Origin of the sequence: Curvivirga sp., from assembly GCF_965219885.1 — a bacterium.
Taxonomy (GTDB): Bacteria; Pseudomonadota; Alphaproteobacteria; order UBA8366; family Aestuariispiraceae; genus Curvivirga.
In genome coordinates this window covers 107542-124088 of the sequence record NZ_CBDCOT010000008.1, presented here as the reverse complement: position 1 = coordinate 124088, position 16547 = coordinate 107542, and the positions used below count along the sequence as shown (strand labels likewise).

Genomic DNA, 16547 nt, shown 5'->3' with positions numbered 1-16547 from the left:
ATTGAAGGAGGGCCCTTATGCCAAGGCATGAGGAGAAACATTTTATCGCGCATACCCCTAAGGATATGTATGACCTTGTTTGCGACGTGGAAAAATATCCTGAATTCTTGCCTTGGTGCCAGAATGTCAGAATCCGTAAGCGTATGGATAATGTTATTCTTGCGGACTTGATGGCAGGCTTTAAGAACTTCAATGAAAAATATACTAGCCGAGTTACATTTTACGATGACAACCTTATTGTCGATGTAAAATATGAAACAGGACCTTTTAAACATCTCTTAAACGAATGGAAGTTCTCTGAGGTAGATGGCGGTTGTGAAGTCAATTTTATGATCGATTTTGAATTTAAGTCACGCATTCTGCAAGGGGTTGCGAATATGTTCTTTAAAGAAGTCTTTCATAAAATGGTGGAAGCCTTCTCTAAAAGAGCTGACTCGGTTTATGGCAAGTAACAATTACATTTTGCCTCGAATCGATATATTTAGTCCTATAACTAGATAATGGATCTGTTTTAATAGGTTTTATACCTACTTTATGGGACAAATATGATTTCACCAGAGCAAATCAGAGCTGGGCGCGCCTTAATCAATGCCAAGCAATCAGAATTGGCAAAGGCCGCAGGTGTATCTTTGGCGACATTGAATAATATAGAACGCGGATTAGGGGATCCACGCGCCAGTACATTGAAAGCTATTGAAGATGCTTTATCGCTTGCAGGTGTTTTAGTCGAAAACGACACTTATTCCGAAACGATTATCTTGAAAAAATACGCAAGACCAACAGCTTATGATGGTTTTACGGCAAGTCAGCGAGTTATGGAGATCTTAGGAAATGATCCATTAACTAAAACTCAATCCGTCTTGTTTTTTATTCGTGAAAATACAACAAGTGGACCCGGCAGTAATCTGGATGATCATAGGGTTTGTTTGTTAATCACCGGAAAAGTACGTAAGATCCTTTTTGATCAAGTTGGTTTTAATCTTGAAAATTCGGCACGAATTGCAGAGGTTGCCGGTGTCGTATTAGCGTCGCTTGTAACGTTTCCGAAAAATGTATTCTTTGTAAGAAGTAAGATTGAAGACACAACGATTTCGCCTATTGATGAAGCAATCACACAACTTTCAAATCTTGAAAAACATCCCTTATCGGATCCAAAAGAATTCTTTTCCATTGTGGGAAATTGGGATGATATCTTTGCTACCTGTATGAAAACCGAAGGACATCCGTTACTTGATCTTATTCAGTATACAGATCATGTTAGTCCTTTTGAGTAACCGATAAAGCTAGAAACAGTGCTGTTCGAACTGTACTGCTCCTTACTTCAGAGCGGTTTCCTTCGAAGTTTACCTTCGTAACAACAGGTTTATCCAGATTATCTGCAGCGATTCCAATATAAACTAATCCAGCTGGCTTGTTTTCGGAGGCTCCTGGACCGGCAACACCTGTGACGGCTATTGCCAGGTTGGTTTTTGCCTCTTTAACGGCGCCCATTGCCATTTGTTCAGCGACTTCAGGGCTTACCGCACCATGTTTTTTGATCGTATCTGAGTTAACACCAATCAATTCGTTCTTAGCTTCATTTGAATAGGTGATAAAACCACGGTCTACCACATTAGAGGAACCAGCTATTTCTGTTAAAGCCCCTGCAATTAACCCGCCAGTACAAGATTCTGCGGTTGAAACCGTCCAATCTTTTGCGCGGCACTCTAATAACAACCGTGTAGCAAGATCTTGTATTTCTTTAGAAAACATTCGGTACGATTCCCCATTCATGTAAAACAAGCAAACATATACCTGCAAAGGCACCGGCAACCATATCATCAAGCATAATGCCTGCACCACCTTTAACATTCTTATCAATGAAGCTAATCGGAAACGGTTTCAAAATGTCAAAGAGACGGAACAGTAAAAAGCCGATTATCAAGTTTTCTCCTGTCATAGGGGCCATTGCCAATGTCACCCAAACACCAGCTACTTCATCGATAACGATTTCAGATGCATCATGACTTTGTGTTCTGCCTGAATATTGTCCTGCCGACCAAACACCTAGAAAATAAGCCACAATCGCAGCGATAGCTAATGCAATAGGCCCGAGATGAATATGAATGGCCACAGCAAATGGCAGGGCGCATATGGTTCCCCATGTGCCCGGTGCAGGCTTTATATATCCACTGCCAAACCAGGTGGCTATGATCACATCAAGGTTTCTGAGAGAAGGGCGGTTCGCATTAGTCATTTATGAATTCTCTTATGCCAATATAGTTGCAGCTGCTTGAGCAGCGATACCTTCTTGGCGTCCTGTGAAGCCAAGCTTTTCTGTGGTCGTTGCTTTCACACTAACTCTTTTCACATCCAACATCAGTAATTCGGCTAGTTTTTCACGCATAGCTTCTTTGTGTTTTCCCACTTTGGGTGCTTCACAGATAATAGTAACATCTACATGTTGAATCTCACCGCCTTCTTTGATGATCAAGTCTCTCGCATGTTCTAAAAAGATATGAGATGCAGCACCTTTCCATTGCGCTTCACTTGGTGGGAAATGCGTACCTATATCACCTGCAGCAATACATCCCAGCAAAGCATCTGTTAGGGCATGCATGGCCACATCTGCATCTGAATGTCCTTTTAACTTCTGAGTATGAGGAATATTCACCCCGCATAACGTAACGTAATCACCTTCTTCAAAAGCATGTACATCAAAGCCTGTAGCCATTCGTGGTGTTTTCATTTGTGCTTCACTCAATTTTCTTTCCGCAGTGATAAAATCTTCAGGGCGTGTAACTTTGAAATTGCCTATATCGCCCGGAATACATCTTATTTTCAAACCAGCAACTTCAGCGACTGATGCATCATCTGTTAGCTTTTGTCCTTCAGCTTTTATATGAGCATCTAAGATTTTAGATAATGAGAATACCTGCGGGGTTTGCACGTTTCTTAAAACAGATCGATCAACCGTTTGATTTATGAAATTTTGATTATCTACTTGCTTAACAGTGTCAACGATTTCCAGAGTAGGAACCACTCCATCTACTGCGTTATTATTTAGCGCCTGAACGCAATCTAATATTAATTCTTCCGATAAAAAAGGGCGGGCGGCATCATGAATAAAAACCAAATCGTCTGATGCATATTTTTTAGAAATCGCTTTTAAGCCTAGTCTGACAGAATCCTGCCGCTCACTGCCACCTGAAATTGCTGTATAGCTTAATCCGTTAAGAGCGTCTGTATATAAACTTTCATCATTTGGATGTATTACAATATAAAGATCGTCGATCTCGGCTGAATGCGTAAATACTTCTACAGCATAACGAATAAGCGGCTTTTGTGCGACTAACCGATATTGTTTTGGAATATCGCCGCCAGCACGATATCCGCGTCCAGCAGCAACAATCAGGGCAATTTTTTTTATATCTGATGAATTTTTCATTTAAATTCTGGAATTATTTGTTTCTGATACATAAATATCTGGAATACCCTTAAAGAGATGATATAACTCGCAACATGTCTGAATATTCTACCATCCTATCTTGGGCGCCAGCTTTCGCTTTTTTACCAATCAGCATACTTTCCTTCAGAAAGATGCAGAATGACGCGATTTTATTTTATCTACTCATCTTCGCAACCCTGATTTCGGGAATTTCTTTTTATTATGTCTGGCATCATCACTGGGAACGTAGTTTTTCCTCAACTATATCTGCAACAATATTTGGTAGTTGTTTGATATATATATTATTTTCTCTTATCGAGCCTGTTGCAAAAAAACTCACAAGCTTGATTTCATTTTATATGGTGTATCTTGCAATATTAGCAGCTATATCAAATACAAGCGGAAATACGGGAGAACCTATTGCCGAAAGTAGCTGGCTGATTCTGCATATTTTATTCGCCGTATTGACCTATGCATTGTTAACTTTAGCTGCTATCACAGCCTTAGCAGTAGCGATAAAAGAAACATCCTTGAAACGTCGAGTGAAATCAAAAATCGCGGACATGCTTCCATCAGTTTATGATGCCAATCATTTGCAGTTCCTTTTTATGGCCTTTGCGGAGTTATTATTGGCGGTAGATTTAGTAACGGGTATCGCCGTGAATATTATCTATCACGATAGCTGGTTTACCTTTGACCATAAAACAACACTGACCACGATCGCTTTCTTTGGCATTGCCATTTTGCTTTACATGCATCGGAGGATGGGATTGCGTGGACGCCGTGCATCTCATTGGATTCTGCTTGCTTATTTGTTGGTTACAGCAGGTTATCCTGGCGTTAAATTCATTTCAGATATTCTTCTTTGAAGTGATCGCAGATAATTAAACATAATTATTTTCTGGCCTATCTTTTAAGCATAACTTATATATGCTTAAATTTTGTGCATACGATCATTTGAGGCATCATTACATGCTAAAACCTATTCATATTGGGGACATCCGCTTGGATACACCTGTTGTGTTAGCACCTATGTCAGGTGTCACCGATCTTCCTTTCCGCCGAACAGTTAAAAAGTTCGGGGCGGGGATGGTTGTATCTGAAATGGTTGCATCAAATGAAGCCTTACGTGAAACCGAAGGCACCATGAAAAGATTATCTAAATCTGAAATAGATCAACCTCAAGTCATACAATTGGTTGGTCACGACCCAGAAACGATGGGTAAAGCTGCGAAATTCTGTCAGGATTTAGGTGCGGATATTGTGGACATCAATTTTGGATGCCCAGCAAAAAAGGTGACAAATAAAGCCTGTGGTTCAGCATTAATGAAGGATGAGGATCAAGCCTGCCGTATTATGGATTCTGTACTAAATAGTGTCTCAATTCCGGTAACAGTTAAAATGCGGATGGGGTGGGACCATGATGATTTAAATGCGCCAAACTTGGCCGGAAAATCTGAAAAACTTGGAATTAAACTCGTCACAGTGCATGGACGTACTAGGGAGCAGAAATATACAGGTCATGCGGATTGGTCTTTTGTAAAGAAAGTTAAAGACGTTGTCTCAATTCCAGTTCTTGTCAATGGGGATATCAATACGGTTTATGACGCCCGTGAAGCTCTAGAGAAGTCGAACGCTGATGGCATTATGATTGGACGTGGCGCCCAAGGTAAACCATGGTTTTTATCTCAAGTTATGGCTTATTTAAACGATAATCAGATTGTTGAGGCACCAGATTTTCTTATTCAACGAGATACGCTATTAGGACATTATGATGAAATGCTGCATCATCATGGTGAATATATGGGGGTTCGCATGTCACGTAAGCATTTGACCTGGTATGTGAAATCGGTTCCAGGCGCAGCCAGTTTCCGTGATTATTTGATGAAATTAACGGAGCCGGAAGAAGTCAAAAAAGCAATCATAGAATTTTATGACCCTCTTATTAAAGACCACATGGGTAATCAGGAAAATTCATGACACCAGATATCATACTAAATTCAATGCCTGATCCTGTTTTAGTGGTTAATCATAAGGACGATATTTCCTTTTTGAACCTTGCCGCTGAAGGCTTTTTACAAGGAAGTCGTGACCAATTAATAGGTCAGAATCTTCAAGATTTAATCCCCCAAGACAGTCCGGTTTTATTCTTACTGTCAAAAGTGCGGCGCCATGGTACGAGTTATACAGAGCATGGAATTATATTAGCTTCACCAAAAATTGGCTCTCATCAAGTATCCATATCAGCTGCCCCAGTTATTGATGATCCATCGGCAATAACATTGGTGTTTCAACATGAATCAATTGCTGAAAAATTAAATGATAATTTATCGCAAAAGGGCGCTGCCAGATCGGTCTCAGCGCTTGCTGCAATGCTATCTCATGAAATTAAGAATCCATTGTCAGGCATTCGTGGTGCTGCTCAATTACTTGAAATGATTATAGAACCAAATGACCGGGAATTGACAACTCTTATCAAAGATGAAACCGATCGAATTGTTAAACTTTTGGACCGAATGGAAGTTTTTACAGATAATCCTTTACTGGATCGTTCGGCTGTGAACATTCATGAGGTTCTTGATCATGTTGTGCGCTCGGCGAAATCCGGTTTTGCATCCAAATTCAAGATAATAGAGAATTATGATCCATCATTACCTTCTGTATTTGGCGATCGTGATCAATTGGTTCAGATATTTATGAATTTAGTAAAAAACGCAGCAGAGGTTTTAGAGGATCAAGATGGGAGAATTACCATCAAAACGTCTTATCGTCATGGGGTACGCCTTGCATTACCCGGTGGAGGAGCCCCTCAATATCTTCCTCTAATGGTCACGATCGAAGATAATGGGCCAGGTATTCCAGATGATATCCGCGATCACCTTTTTGATCCATTTATTACCACTAAGCATAATGGTTCTGGCTTAGGTTTGGCTCTTGTTGCTAAGCTTGTTGGGGACCATGGCGGCGCTATCGAGCTTGATAGCAAGCCCGAAACAACCAAATTTAATGTCTTACTTCCAATGATGAAGAACTAAGAAGGAACGGAATGATGGCTGGTGAAACTATTCTCGTCGCAGATGATGATCGTGCGATCCGTACTGTACTTGGTCAGGCTTTAAATAGGCAGGGTTATGATGTGCGTCTCACCGGAAATACTGCAACTCTATGGAGCTGGGTTGAATCTGGACTTGGGGAATTGGTGATTACTGATGTTATTATGCCGGATGGGAACGGGCTGGATCTTCTGCCCCAAATTAGAAAACGTCGCCCTGACTTACGTGTCATTGTCATGTCTGCGCAAAACACTCTGCTAACCGCAGTCAAAGCAACAGAAAAAGGGGCATTCGAATATCTACCTAAGCCATTTGATCTATCCGAAGTTATAGATTGTGTTGGTCGCGCCTTGGCATTTTCGCCGGAAAGCGCGACACAATCGGATCACCAGAATGAGAGTGAAAAACTACCTCTCATTGGGCGAACGCCAGCAATGCAAGAAGTCTATCGCGTAATTGCACGCCTAACGGCAACAGATTTATCAGCTCTGATTACTGGTGAATCTGGAACCGGTAAAGAGTTGATTGCCCGCGCGTTACATGACTTTTCAAAACGAAAAAATGGCCCATTCGTTGCAGTAAATATGGCGGCTATTCCAAAAGATTTGATAGAAAGCGAATTGTTTGGCCATGAGAAAGGGGCTTTTACCGGTGCAACATCCCGTTATGCTGGGCGCTTTGAACAAGCTCAGGGAGGGACGCTATTTCTCGATGAAATTGGCGACATGCCAATGGAGGCCCAAACACGTCTGTTACGTGTTCTTCAAGAAGGTGAATATATGACGGTAGGTGGAAGACAGCCAATCAAGACAGATATTCGAATTGTTGCTGCTACTCATCGTGACATCAAACGAATGGTTCAATCTGGCCATTTCCGAGAAGATTTATTTTATCGATTGAATGTAGTTCCTATCCGCGTACCTTCACTAAGAGAACGTAAAGATGATATTCCTGATCTGGTAAATCATTTTTTATCTCATGCTGTTGATCAAGGACTACCTTCCAAAACAATTACACCTTCGGCTATGCAAAACTTAAAAAATGCCCGATGGCCAGGCAATGTTCGTGAATTGGAAAATCTTGTACATCGACTTGCTGCTCTTTATGCCCAAGATGACATCGATGTGGATGTGATTGAAGCTGAACTATCTGATCAGCAAAACACTATACCGGATCGCAATACACCTGCCGAAGGCGAAAGTATGTCCGAAGCGATAGAAAGGCATCTAAGAAAATATTTCGAAGCACATGGAGATGATCTACCTGCATCAGGTTTATATGCCCAAATGTTAAAGGAGTTTGAGCAACCTTTGATCAATCTATGTTTGGAATATACAGACGGAAATCAAATTAAATCTGCTGACATTTTAGGCCTGAATCGTAATACCCTGCGCAAGAAAATTCGAGAGCTCGGTATCCCTGTGATACGCGGCACCTCTAAGCGCTTATAATCTAAGGCATGGTTGAAATGGCAAATGCAGAAATTAATATAATGGAAGAAAATGAAAGAAAGCGAAAAATACGCCGTCTGAACAGATCTGTTGCGATTGCGCTTGCTTTTACTTCAATTCTGTTTGGTGTCGCGACGTTCGTTGTAATGAGTGGCGCACTACCTTATGAGGTTACTGCCGATCAAATATTGCTTATGATATATATCGATGGAGCTTTATTACTTGCGACTTCAGTTATTTTGACACACCGCCTAGTTCAAATTTGGTCTGCAAGACGTAGAGGATCGGCTGGCGCGCAAATCCATTCAACATTAGTTTTATATTTTGCGGCATTGGCAGCAGTACCTGCTATTTTGATTTCAATTTTTTCTTTGATCTTTTTCGACCTTGGTTTGGACTCTTGGTTTAGTCAACGTGTACGCACAGCTGTAGTAGAAAGTCAGGCAATTGCAGAAGCCTATCTCGCAGAACATAATAAAATTCTACAAGCTGATGCATTACGTATCGCACGTGATATTTCCAAAGACTCACATATCATGATTAACAATGATGCATTACTGGAACGCGCGTTAAAGATTCATGCTGATCTTCGTAATGTAACTGAAGCTCTAATTTTTCATCCAACTGATGGTGTTAAAGCAAGAGCTGGTTTTACCTATGTGTTGGAATTTGAACCTATCCCGCAATCTGCCTTTGAAGAAGCTAGTAGAGGGGAGGTCGCTCTTTTATCGACTGCGCAAGAAGATCGTGTACGTGCATTGGTAAAGCTTGATGGCTTTATCGGTGATATTTATTTACTTGCAGGGCGCTATATTGATCCTTTAGTTCTTGAAAAGGCGACTAAAGCACAGAATGCAGTGGCACAATTTAGAAATCTTGAACAACAACGCGGCGATATTAAGATATCGTTTGCGTTTGCGTTCATGATTGTCACTCTACTATTGCTACTTGCGGCTGTTTGGATTGGTTTAAGTTTTGCTGCAAATTTAACGCGCCCAATTTCCACTTTAATTGCGGGAACAGAAGCTATTCGAAGTGGGGATTTATCCATTCGAGTTCCTGAAGTTAAGAAAGAAAACGAGCTAGCGACCCTTAGTCGCGCCTTTAACAGAATGACAGAACAACTTGAAACGCAAAGAAAAGAGATTATCGAAGCCAGTCAGGTTATTGATGAAAGGCGGCGCTTCACAGAAGCTGTGCTAACTGGTGTCTCTGCTGGTGTAATCGGTCTCGATCGAAAAGGACGCGTCGACCTGCCAAACAAAGTTGCTTCCGAGTTGTTAGGATTGCGCTTGGATGAACTAAAAGGACACGAACTTGCCTCACTTGTTCCTGAAATGGCGCCTTTGTTAAGTCAAGCCATACAAAATCACCATATTGACCAATTTTTGGGTGAAGAAATCAAGATCGATGTAGATGGTCAAATTCGTAATCTTTATGTGCGCATCGGAGCAGAGACTGAAAACTTAAATGATGAAATTATTGTTGATGGCTTTATCGTAACATTTGACGATATTACAAATTTACAATCCGCACAGCGAAAGGCTGCTTGGGCAGATGTTGCGCAACGAATTGCACATGAAATCAAAAATCCTTTAACACCCATTCAACTTTCCGCCGAACGATTAAAACGCAAATATTCCAAGCAAATTCAAGAAGATAAAGAAACATTTGAAGCATGTACAGATACCATTGTTCGACATGTGGAAGATATAGGCCGTATGGTTTCTGAATTCTCCAGCTTTGCACGTATGCCAAAACCAACCATGCAAATGGAAAATTTAGCCGACTTATGTCGACAAACTATTTTCTTGCAAAAGAATGCTAATAGAAATGTGGAATATATTTCTGATATTCCGCAGGGCGAAATTTCCGCATTTTGTGATGGAAGGCAAATTTCACAGGTTCTGACAAATTTACTTCAAAATGCTTATGATGCCATTGAGGGACGTAAACAAGATCAGCGATTTGAAAAAGGTGAAATAAAACTCGAATTATTGCAAAAAGAAGGCGGCCTTGAAGTAAGAATCACCGATAATGGCAAAGGGTTACCAATTGAAGAACGTAAAAACTTAATGGAACCTTATGTGACTACACGTGAAAAAGGAACCGGCTTAGGTTTGGCGATCGTAAAAAAGATCATGGAAGATCACAATGGGGAGTTTCTTTTAGACGATCGAGAAGATGGAAGAGAAGGGGCCATCGCAACCTTGGTGTTTTCTGGCCAATCCGGCCAACGCGGTACATAACGATAACAGATAATTTAATGGAGTATACAGGCAATGGCGCCTGAAATTCTAATTGTAGATGATGAAGCCGATATTCGCGGTTTAATCGCCGAGATTTTACGAGACGAAGGGTATGAGGCAAGAGAAGCAGCTTCTGATAAAGAAGCATATGCTGCCGTAGCTGCACGCCAACCAGCCCTAATGATTTTGGACGTCTGGCTAAATGGTAGCGAACATGATGGCATTCAAATTCTTGAAAATATTAAAAAAAATCATCCGTCACTTCCAGTGATTATGATTTCAGGTCATGGTACTGTCGATATGGCTGTAAGTGCAACCAAGATTGGTGCATACGATTTTATAGCGAAGCCTTTTAAAACCGACGTTCTTCTTCACACAATTGAGCGTGCTTTATCTGAAGCAAAACTACGAAAAGAGAATGAAGAACTCAAAAAATTAAGCGGCGAAGAGGATTCTCAAAATCTTGTTGGACAATCAAGTATCATTACTGAAATTCAGAAAGAAATCGAACGTGTTGCTGAAATGGAGAGCCGGGTTTTAATCACTGGTGATCCAGGGTCAGGTAAGAATTTTGTTGCCAAACTTATTCACAAACAATCCCCTAGAAAAGACGGGCCATTTGTGGTTTTAAATTGTGCAGCATTGTCTTCAGAGAAGGTAGAAGAAACTCTATTTGGTGTAGAAGAAACACCTGAAACACCACGCAAAATTGGATTGCTAGAAGAAGCGCATAGCGGCATCTTGTTACTTGATGAAGTAGCTGACATGCCTTTGGATACGCAGGGGCGCATTGTTCGTGTTTTGCATTCTCAAAAATTTCAACGTCTTGGTGGTGAGGGGTTTGTAGAGGTAAATGTTAGAGTTCTCGCGACGAGTAACAAGAACCTTCAACAATTAATGGAAAACGGACTTTTCCGCGAAGACCTATATTATCGCCTGAATGTGGTACCTCTAAATATTCCTCCATTAGTTGACCGCAGAGATGATATTCCAGAGCTTGCAAAACAGTTGCTGAAAAAGCGCGCAACTGCAACCGGTCGCGCTACGCCAATTTTAACAGAAGATGCAGTTTCTGTTCTTCAAACTCATGAATGGCCCGGCAATGTTTGGGAATTGGCAAACATTATTGAGCGCGCCCTTATCATCACACAAAATAAAGATGTTAGTTCTATTAATGGGGATATCGTCAATTCTGCTTTAAGTGAGCAAAGTGAATCAAAACTAATGAGTTGGTCTCGTGCACCAGAAGTCCTGAATAAGCCACTTCGTGAAGCACGAGAATCTTTTGAGCGAGAATATCTAATGTTTCATCTGGATCGTTTTGGTGGCAATATTAGCCGTACAGCGGAATTCGTTGGAATGGACCGTGCCGCTTTACATCGCAAACTTAAAGGTTTAGGTGTTCAATCCAACACAAAATCAACTGGCACTTAATCTAAACCAGTTTCTATTTTTTTCTTTGGGGTTAATTCATGAAAGTCATTATTTGCGGTGCCGGACAAGTAGGTTTCCATCTTGCGCGCTATCTTTCAGCAGAAAACAACGATATTACTGTTGTTGACCAATCCCCGGAATTGATCGGCAAGATTAATGATCAATTAGATGTTCAGGCTTTTGTTGGTCATGCTGCACATCCTCATACATTGGAGAGAGCGGGGGCTGAGGATGCTGATATGTTGATTGCGGTTACGTTCACGGATGAAGTTAATATGACTGCATGTCAGGTTGCTCACTCATTATTCAATGTTCCAACTAAGATCGCACGTATTCGACAGCAAAATTATCTCGACCCTTTGTGGGGAAACTTGTTTTCCAAAGATAATCTTCCAATCGATGTGATCATTTCACCAGAGATTGAGGTTGCAAGAGCTATCAACCGAAGGCTTCATGTTCCTGGTGCCTTTGACATGATACCAATGGCTGATGATCGTGTACGGGTGATCGGTGTGCGCTGCACAGAAGACACACCTATTATCAATACTCCGTTACGCCAACTTACTTCATTATTTCCGGATTTAAGTATCAGGGTTATCGGTATTCGCCGTGATGCCAAAATGATTATACCAACTTCTAATGATCAGATGTTTGCAGGGGACGAAGTTTATTTCGTAACCGAAACAACACATCTATCACGTGCCATGTCCGCATTTGGTCATGAAGAAAAGGAAACCCGTCGGATCGTCATTATTGGTGGCGGAAATATTGGCACCTATCTAGCTAAAGAGCTTGAAGAAGCTAATGATGGATATTCTGCTCGCATTATTGAGTATAGCCCTGAACGCGCGCGTGAAGTTGCTGAGATATTACCTACAACCAGTGTTATTCGTGGCGATGCTCTTGATAGTGAAATCCTTGAAGAAGCGAACATCTCACGTGCTGAAGCTGTTGTTGCAGTGACTGACCAGGATGAGACAAATATTCTATCTTCTCTTCTGGCAAAACGTCACGGTGTCGAACGAGCGATAACCTTAGTTAACAAGGCGAATTACAACCAACTTATAAATAACCTTGGAATTGATGTTGTTGTAAGTCCAAGAGAAATCACCGCATCAACTATTTTACAGCATGTGCGTCGAGGCCGCATTCGCGCTGTACATAGTTTACGCGATGCTGAGGCCGAAGTCATTGAGGCAGAAGCACTAGCAACCTCTCAATTAGTCGGGAAAGCGATCCGGGATGCGAAAATCCCTAAAGGCGTTGTTGTTGGTGCGATTGTCCGTGGGGAGGAGATCATTATCCCACGCGCCGGAACAATTATAGAAGAAAACGATATCATTATTCTATGCGCATCATCTGAAGTCGTTCGAAAAGTTGAAAAACTTTTCGCAGTTCGACTTGAATATTTCTAGTTTGGTATACCAAATGATTAGACGAATTGATAAGTTACAACATCCAAAAGCTATCGTTTTTGATTGGGATAATACTTTGGTCAATACTTGGCCAGTCATCCATAAATCGCTTGAAGAGACCTATTTGGCATTTGATAAAAAGCCAATGACGATGGATGAAGTCAGGTCTAATGTTAAATATTCTTTAAGAGATAGCTTCCCAGATATATTCCATGATGATTGGGAAAAGGCGCGCGATATTTTCTATAATACATTTGAAAAGGTACATCTTGAAGAGTTACAAAAACTAGAAGGGGCTGATGTTTTTCTTAAGCATCTTACATTACTAGATATTCCAATTTCTCTTGTTAGTAACAAAACAGGTAAATACCTTAGACAAGAAGCTGAATATCTCAATTGGGAAACATATTTTCATCGCATCATTGGTGCGGGGGATGCTGAAAACGATAAACCCGCGATCGATCCTTTATATCTGGCTCTCGAAGAAACGAATCTTGACGTGAATGAAGCTATTTGGTTTGTCGGTGATTCCGAGGTAGACATAAAAATTGCCGAAAATGCTGGGTGTACGGGTATTTTACTTCATTTCAATGAAAAGCCACAAGATATGACAGCTTCGCCTCATCAAATTCATCCAGATTTTGACAGCCTGTTACGTGAAATAAGACAGTTTTATTAAAAAAATACAAATAGTTCACAAGTTCTCTTGCATTCTAAACACAATCCAGATTAGAGTATCTAAGCGATAAAATTTGATTTTGTCGCTTCTTGCTTTGCGAGGTTATGAATGGCTGCGGGAAGAATGATGGTTCTTTACTGGGTAATTTGAATTGGGGACATTCAATAACTTTTTCAAGCGATGAAAAATAAACAACAAATAACTAAAAGAAAATGGGGGCACAAATGTCCGAAAAAACACAAAATCTGCAAGATGTATTCTTAAATAACCTACGTAAAAACAAAGCATCCGTCACAGTCTTTTTAGTGAATGGTGTGAAATTACAGGGTATCGTGACGTGGTTTGATAATTTCTGCGTTTTACTTCGTCGCGATGCACATTCTCAGTTGGTTTACAAACATGCAATTTCCACTATTATGCCGGCAACTCCGGTTCAGCTGTTTGAACCAAATGAAAAGGATGAAGGCGAATCTTCGTAATTGTCGCTGCGCTTACATCCAAATCAATTCTCTTGGATGGTACCTAATTGAGTAAAGAACATCGCCGAGAAGGCAAAGGTTGGGGCCCGGCTGAAAGTAGTCGGGCTCTGGTGATTCACCCAATCATTCGAATTAAGGGTGAGCCTCTACGTAGCCCAGACGCCCGTTTGGAGGAAGCAATAGGTCTAACTCAAGCGATTGAGTTAGACGTCGTGCATGCGGAAACGATCCGTACAGACAAAGTAAGTCCAGCACATTTGATTGGTGGCGGTGCGAAAGAACGCCTTGCTCATTTAATTAAAAATGAAGAAATTGATTTGGCGATTGTGGATAGTAGCCTAACACCTATTCAACAACGTAATCTGGAAAAAGCTTGGGAATGTAAGGTTATTGATAGAACGGGTTTAATTCTGGAAATCTTTGGTGCTCGTGCTCGTACACATGAAGGCCGCCTGCAGGTAGAACTTGCGGCAATGAAGTATCAACGATCACGCTTGGTAAGAAGCTGGACCCACTTGGAACGACAAAGAGGTGGTTTAGGCTTCATTGGCGGCCCTGGTGAAAGCCAACTTGAAATTGACAGACGCCTGATTGATGAACGTATTGATAAATTAAAACGTGAATTGGAACGTGTTAAGAGAACACGTGAATTGCAACGTTCTGCCCGCAAACGTGTTCCTTATCCGGTAATAGCGTTTGTAGGCTATACAAATGCCGGTAAATCGACCTTATTTAATCGCCTCACAAATTCGGATGTTTTTGCAAAAGATCTTTTATTTGCAACACTGGATCCGACAATGCGTTCAGTAGAACTTGTAAGTGGACGAAAAGTTATATTATCAGACACAGTTGGTTTCATTTCAGATCTTCCTCATGATTTAATTGCTGCCTTCCGAGCAACATTAGAAGAGGTTTTAGAAGCAGATATTGTACTTCATGTACGTGATATTGCATGCAGTGATAGCGAAGAACAATTACGTGATGTTGAAACCGTGCTTGCAAGCTTGAATATGGGGCAATCAGTGCCCGTAGTTGAAGCCTGGAACAAGCTTGACCTGGTTGAAGGCGAAGAACGCAAAGCATTGCTGGAAAAAGCATTACGCGATGAGAATATTATTGCTATTTCTGCCTTAAACGGCGAAGGGTGCAATGCGCTTCTATCACGTTTAGATGATCTTCTAACCCGCCATAATACTGAGCTGGAGCTTGAGATTGAACCATGGGATGGCAAACAACTTTCTTGGCTTTATGAACATGCTGATGTTTTACAACGTAAAGATACAGATGAAGGAAAAATCGTTCTACGAGTTTCATTTGCTGCGGATATGATGGGAAAATATTTTGCTGCATATCCGGACCAACTTCCTGAAGACGATTACGCGGAAGAGCTGGTGCTGGAGAGTGAAACAGAAGAACCTGTTCCATATGACCCATTGAAATAATTCATCTCATTAAGATAGAAATTCATTTTTATTTCTAATCTATAACGCTATATTATCATTGTGTTTTTAGCATTTTGAAACTATGGAGGCCTATCATGGCTATGCCTGAATTTTCAGCTGATAGGTTAGGTCCGCATTTACAGCAATTAGCTGAAGATATAATGTTGCCAAAATTCAAAATGCTTTCTGATGATGAGAAACGTCAGAAAGCACCGGGCGATTATGTCACTGTAGTAGATATTGAGATGGAAAGACGTCTCAACACCCTCCTGCCACAATTGATTGATGGATCCATCGTAATTGGTGAGGAAGCAGTCTCTACAGATCCAAAACTTCTAAAAGAGGCCTATAAAGAAGACCTCGTATGGTTGGTTGACCCACTAGATGGTACCAACAATTTCACCTCGGGCAATGAAAATTTCTGCGTCATGGTTGCCCTTCATTATAAAGGTGAGACCGTCATATCTTGCATTTATGATCCTTTAAAAAAGAAAACAATAACTGCAGAAAAAGGGCAGGGCGCGTATAATGGAAGTCGCAGATTGATTTGTAACCCGGATGTGTCATTTGAACAGATGACAGGTCAGATAAATTTTCGAATTATCCAAGATGACAATCATAGAGAATATTTGAAGAAAGACTCTCAAGAACGGTTTAGAGAAGTAAAACGTCTAGGTTGTGCTGGACAGGATTTTATTATGCATGCTGAAGATGTTAGACATTTTTCTTTATACAGCAGATTAGCACCCTGGGATTTTGCTGCTGGTGGCTTAATCTTGAAAGAAGCGGGTGGTAAACTTGCTAAAATTGATGAAAGTGAGATGTCCGCCTTTGAATATGCATATGGGTTACTAACATCAGTAAACGAAACGAATTGGTTTGCATTAAAAGATTACTTCTGCAAACCACAGTATTAAT

General features: G+C 40.9%; 16 protein-coding genes. 13 read left to right on the top strand and 3 right to left on the bottom strand.

All coding sequences use genetic code 11. The features are described from left to right. Positions 1-17: 17 nt before the first annotated feature. Together ACOQOA_RS03210 and ACOQOA_RS03205 are read left to right on the top strand one after the other, a co-directional pair. Positions 18-452 (top strand): type II toxin-antitoxin system RatA family toxin, encoded by a 435-nt coding sequence (locus ACOQOA_RS03210; RefSeq protein ID WP_420547212.1) that lies wholly within the window; start codon positions 18-20, stop codon positions 450-452. Between the two features lie 93 nt (positions 453-545). Beyond that, positions 546-1274 carry a helix-turn-helix domain-containing protein gene (locus tag ACOQOA_RS03205; RefSeq protein WP_420547211.1) on the top strand — a complete coding sequence of 243 codons (729 nt, stop codon included), beginning with the start codon at positions 546-548 and terminating at the stop codon, positions 1272-1274. Here ACOQOA_RS03205 and ACOQOA_RS03200 read toward each other — a convergent pair. The 3 genes from ACOQOA_RS03200 to ACOQOA_RS03190 are packed head-to-tail and all read right to left on the bottom strand — an operon-like array spanning position 1258 to position 3427. Next, a complete protein-coding gene (locus tag ACOQOA_RS03200) occupies positions 1258-1752 on the bottom strand; it encodes a CinA family protein (RefSeq protein ID WP_420547210.1) in 495 nt (164 codons plus the stop codon). The genes ACOQOA_RS03205 and ACOQOA_RS03200 overlap by 17 nt on opposite strands. Further along, positions 1742-2236 carry a phosphatidylglycerophosphatase A gene (locus ACOQOA_RS03195; RefSeq protein WP_420547209.1) on the bottom strand — a complete coding sequence of 165 codons (495 nt, stop codon included), beginning with the start codon at positions 2234-2236 and terminating at the stop codon, positions 1742-1744. The genes ACOQOA_RS03200 and ACOQOA_RS03195 overlap by 11 nt, the downstream gene beginning before the upstream one ends. A gap of 12 nt (positions 2237-2248) precedes the next feature. Next, on the bottom strand, positions 2249-3427 hold the full coding sequence (locus ACOQOA_RS03190; protein WP_420547208.1) for a bifunctional 2-C-methyl-D-erythritol 4-phosphate cytidylyltransferase/2-C-methyl-D-erythritol 2,4-cyclodiphosphate synthase: 1179 nt from the start codon (positions 3425-3427) through the stop codon (positions 2249-2251). 74 nt (positions 3428-3501) lie between these two features. Here ACOQOA_RS03190 and ccsA point away from each other — a divergent pair, with 74 nt between their 5' ends. The 11 genes from ccsA (at position 3502) to ACOQOA_RS03135 (ending at position 16546) form a co-directional block, all read left to right on the top strand. After that, positions 3502-4296, top strand: a complete 795-nt coding sequence (gene ccsA, locus ACOQOA_RS03185) for a cytochrome c biogenesis protein CcsA (protein WP_420547207.1) — start codon at positions 3502-3504, stop codon at positions 4294-4296. Between the two features lie 103 nt (positions 4297-4399). Further along, positions 4400-5407: a tRNA dihydrouridine synthase DusB gene (dusB, locus tag ACOQOA_RS03180; protein WP_420547206.1), complete on the top strand. Its 1008-nt coding sequence runs from the start codon at positions 4400-4402 to the stop codon at positions 5405-5407. Further along, entirely contained in the window at positions 5404-6462 is a 1059-nt protein-coding gene (locus ACOQOA_RS03175; RefSeq protein WP_420547205.1) for a two-component system sensor histidine kinase NtrB, read from the top strand. Before dusB ends, ACOQOA_RS03175 begins: the two co-directional genes overlap by 4 nt. A gap of 14 nt (positions 6463-6476) precedes the next feature. Next, positions 6477-7931 (top strand): nitrogen regulation protein NR(I), encoded by a 1455-nt coding sequence (gene ntrC / locus ACOQOA_RS03170; protein ID WP_420547651.1) that lies wholly within the window; start codon positions 6477-6479, stop codon positions 7929-7931. 17 nt (positions 7932-7948) lie between these two features. Next, positions 7949-10180 carry an ATP-binding protein gene (locus ACOQOA_RS03165; RefSeq protein ID WP_420547204.1) on the top strand — a complete coding sequence of 744 codons (2232 nt, stop codon included), beginning with the start codon at positions 7949-7951 and terminating at the stop codon, positions 10178-10180. A 33-nt stretch (positions 10181-10213) separates the two neighbouring features. After that, positions 10214-11614: a sigma-54-dependent transcriptional regulator gene (locus tag ACOQOA_RS03160; RefSeq protein ID WP_420547203.1), complete on the top strand. Its 1401-nt coding sequence runs from the start codon at positions 10214-10216 to the stop codon at positions 11612-11614. A gap of 38 nt (positions 11615-11652) precedes the next feature. Further along, on the top strand, positions 11653-13029 hold the full coding sequence (trkA, locus tag ACOQOA_RS03155; protein WP_420547202.1) for a Trk system potassium transporter TrkA: 1377 nt from the start codon (positions 11653-11655) through the stop codon (positions 13027-13029). A gap of 13 nt (positions 13030-13042) precedes the next feature. Beyond that, positions 13043-13708: an HAD family hydrolase gene (locus ACOQOA_RS03150; protein ID WP_420547201.1), complete on the top strand. Its 666-nt coding sequence runs from the start codon at positions 13043-13045 to the stop codon at positions 13706-13708. A gap of 224 nt (positions 13709-13932) precedes the next feature. After that, positions 13933-14187, top strand: a complete 255-nt coding sequence (gene hfq / locus ACOQOA_RS03145) for an RNA chaperone Hfq (protein WP_420547200.1) — start codon at positions 13933-13935, stop codon at positions 14185-14187. A gap of 47 nt (positions 14188-14234) precedes the next feature. After that, positions 14235-15629: a GTPase HflX gene (hflX, locus tag ACOQOA_RS03140; protein ID WP_420547199.1), complete on the top strand. Its 1395-nt coding sequence runs from the start codon at positions 14235-14237 to the stop codon at positions 15627-15629. Between the two features lie 95 nt (positions 15630-15724). Next, a complete protein-coding gene (locus tag ACOQOA_RS03135; protein WP_420547198.1) occupies positions 15725-16546 on the top strand; it encodes an inositol monophosphatase family protein in 822 nt (273 codons plus the stop codon). The last annotated feature ends 1 nt before the right edge of the window (position 16547 follow it).

What these genes read in the sequence shown, in the direction of transcription:
- ACOQOA_RS03210 (WP_420547212.1), top strand. Translation starts at nt 18, where the DNA reads ATGCCAAGGCATGAGGAGAAACATTTTATCGCGCATACCCCTAAGGAT.
- ACOQOA_RS03205 (WP_420547211.1), top strand. Translation starts at nt 546, where the DNA reads ATGATTTCACCAGAGCAAATCAGAGCTGGGCGCGCCTTAATCAATGCC.
- ACOQOA_RS03200 (WP_420547210.1), bottom strand. Translation starts at nt 1,752, where the DNA reads ATGTTTTCTAAAGAAATACAAGATCTTGCTACACGGTTGTTATTAGAG.
- ACOQOA_RS03195 (WP_420547209.1), bottom strand. Translation starts at nt 2,236, where the DNA reads ATGACTAATGCGAACCGCCCTTCTCTCAGAAACCTTGATGTGATCATA.
- ACOQOA_RS03190 (WP_420547208.1), bottom strand. Translation starts at nt 3,427, where the DNA reads ATGAAAAATTCATCAGATATAAAAAAAATTGCCCTGATTGTTGCTGCT.
- ccsA (WP_420547207.1), top strand. Translation starts at nt 3,502, where the DNA reads ATGTCTGAATATTCTACCATCCTATCTTGGGCGCCAGCTTTCGCTTTT.
- dusB (WP_420547206.1), top strand. Translation starts at nt 4,400, where the DNA reads ATGCTAAAACCTATTCATATTGGGGACATCCGCTTGGATACACCTGTT.
- ACOQOA_RS03175 (WP_420547205.1), top strand. Translation starts at nt 5,404, where the DNA reads ATGACACCAGATATCATACTAAATTCAATGCCTGATCCTGTTTTAGTG.
- ntrC (WP_420547651.1), top strand. Translation starts at nt 6,477, where the DNA reads ATGGCTGGTGAAACTATTCTCGTCGCAGATGATGATCGTGCGATCCGT.
- ACOQOA_RS03165 (WP_420547204.1), top strand. Translation starts at nt 7,949, where the DNA reads ATGGCAAATGCAGAAATTAATATAATGGAAGAAAATGAAAGAAAGCGA.
- ACOQOA_RS03160 (WP_420547203.1), top strand. Translation starts at nt 10,214, where the DNA reads ATGGCGCCTGAAATTCTAATTGTAGATGATGAAGCCGATATTCGCGGT.
- trkA (WP_420547202.1), top strand. Translation starts at nt 11,653, where the DNA reads ATGAAAGTCATTATTTGCGGTGCCGGACAAGTAGGTTTCCATCTTGCG.
- ACOQOA_RS03150 (WP_420547201.1), top strand. Translation starts at nt 13,043, where the DNA reads ATGATTAGACGAATTGATAAGTTACAACATCCAAAAGCTATCGTTTTT.
- hfq (WP_420547200.1), top strand. Translation starts at nt 13,933, where the DNA reads ATGTCCGAAAAAACACAAAATCTGCAAGATGTATTCTTAAATAACCTA.
- ACOQOA_RS03135 (WP_420547198.1), top strand. Translation starts at nt 15,725, where the DNA reads ATGGCTATGCCTGAATTTTCAGCTGATAGGTTAGGTCCGCATTTACAG.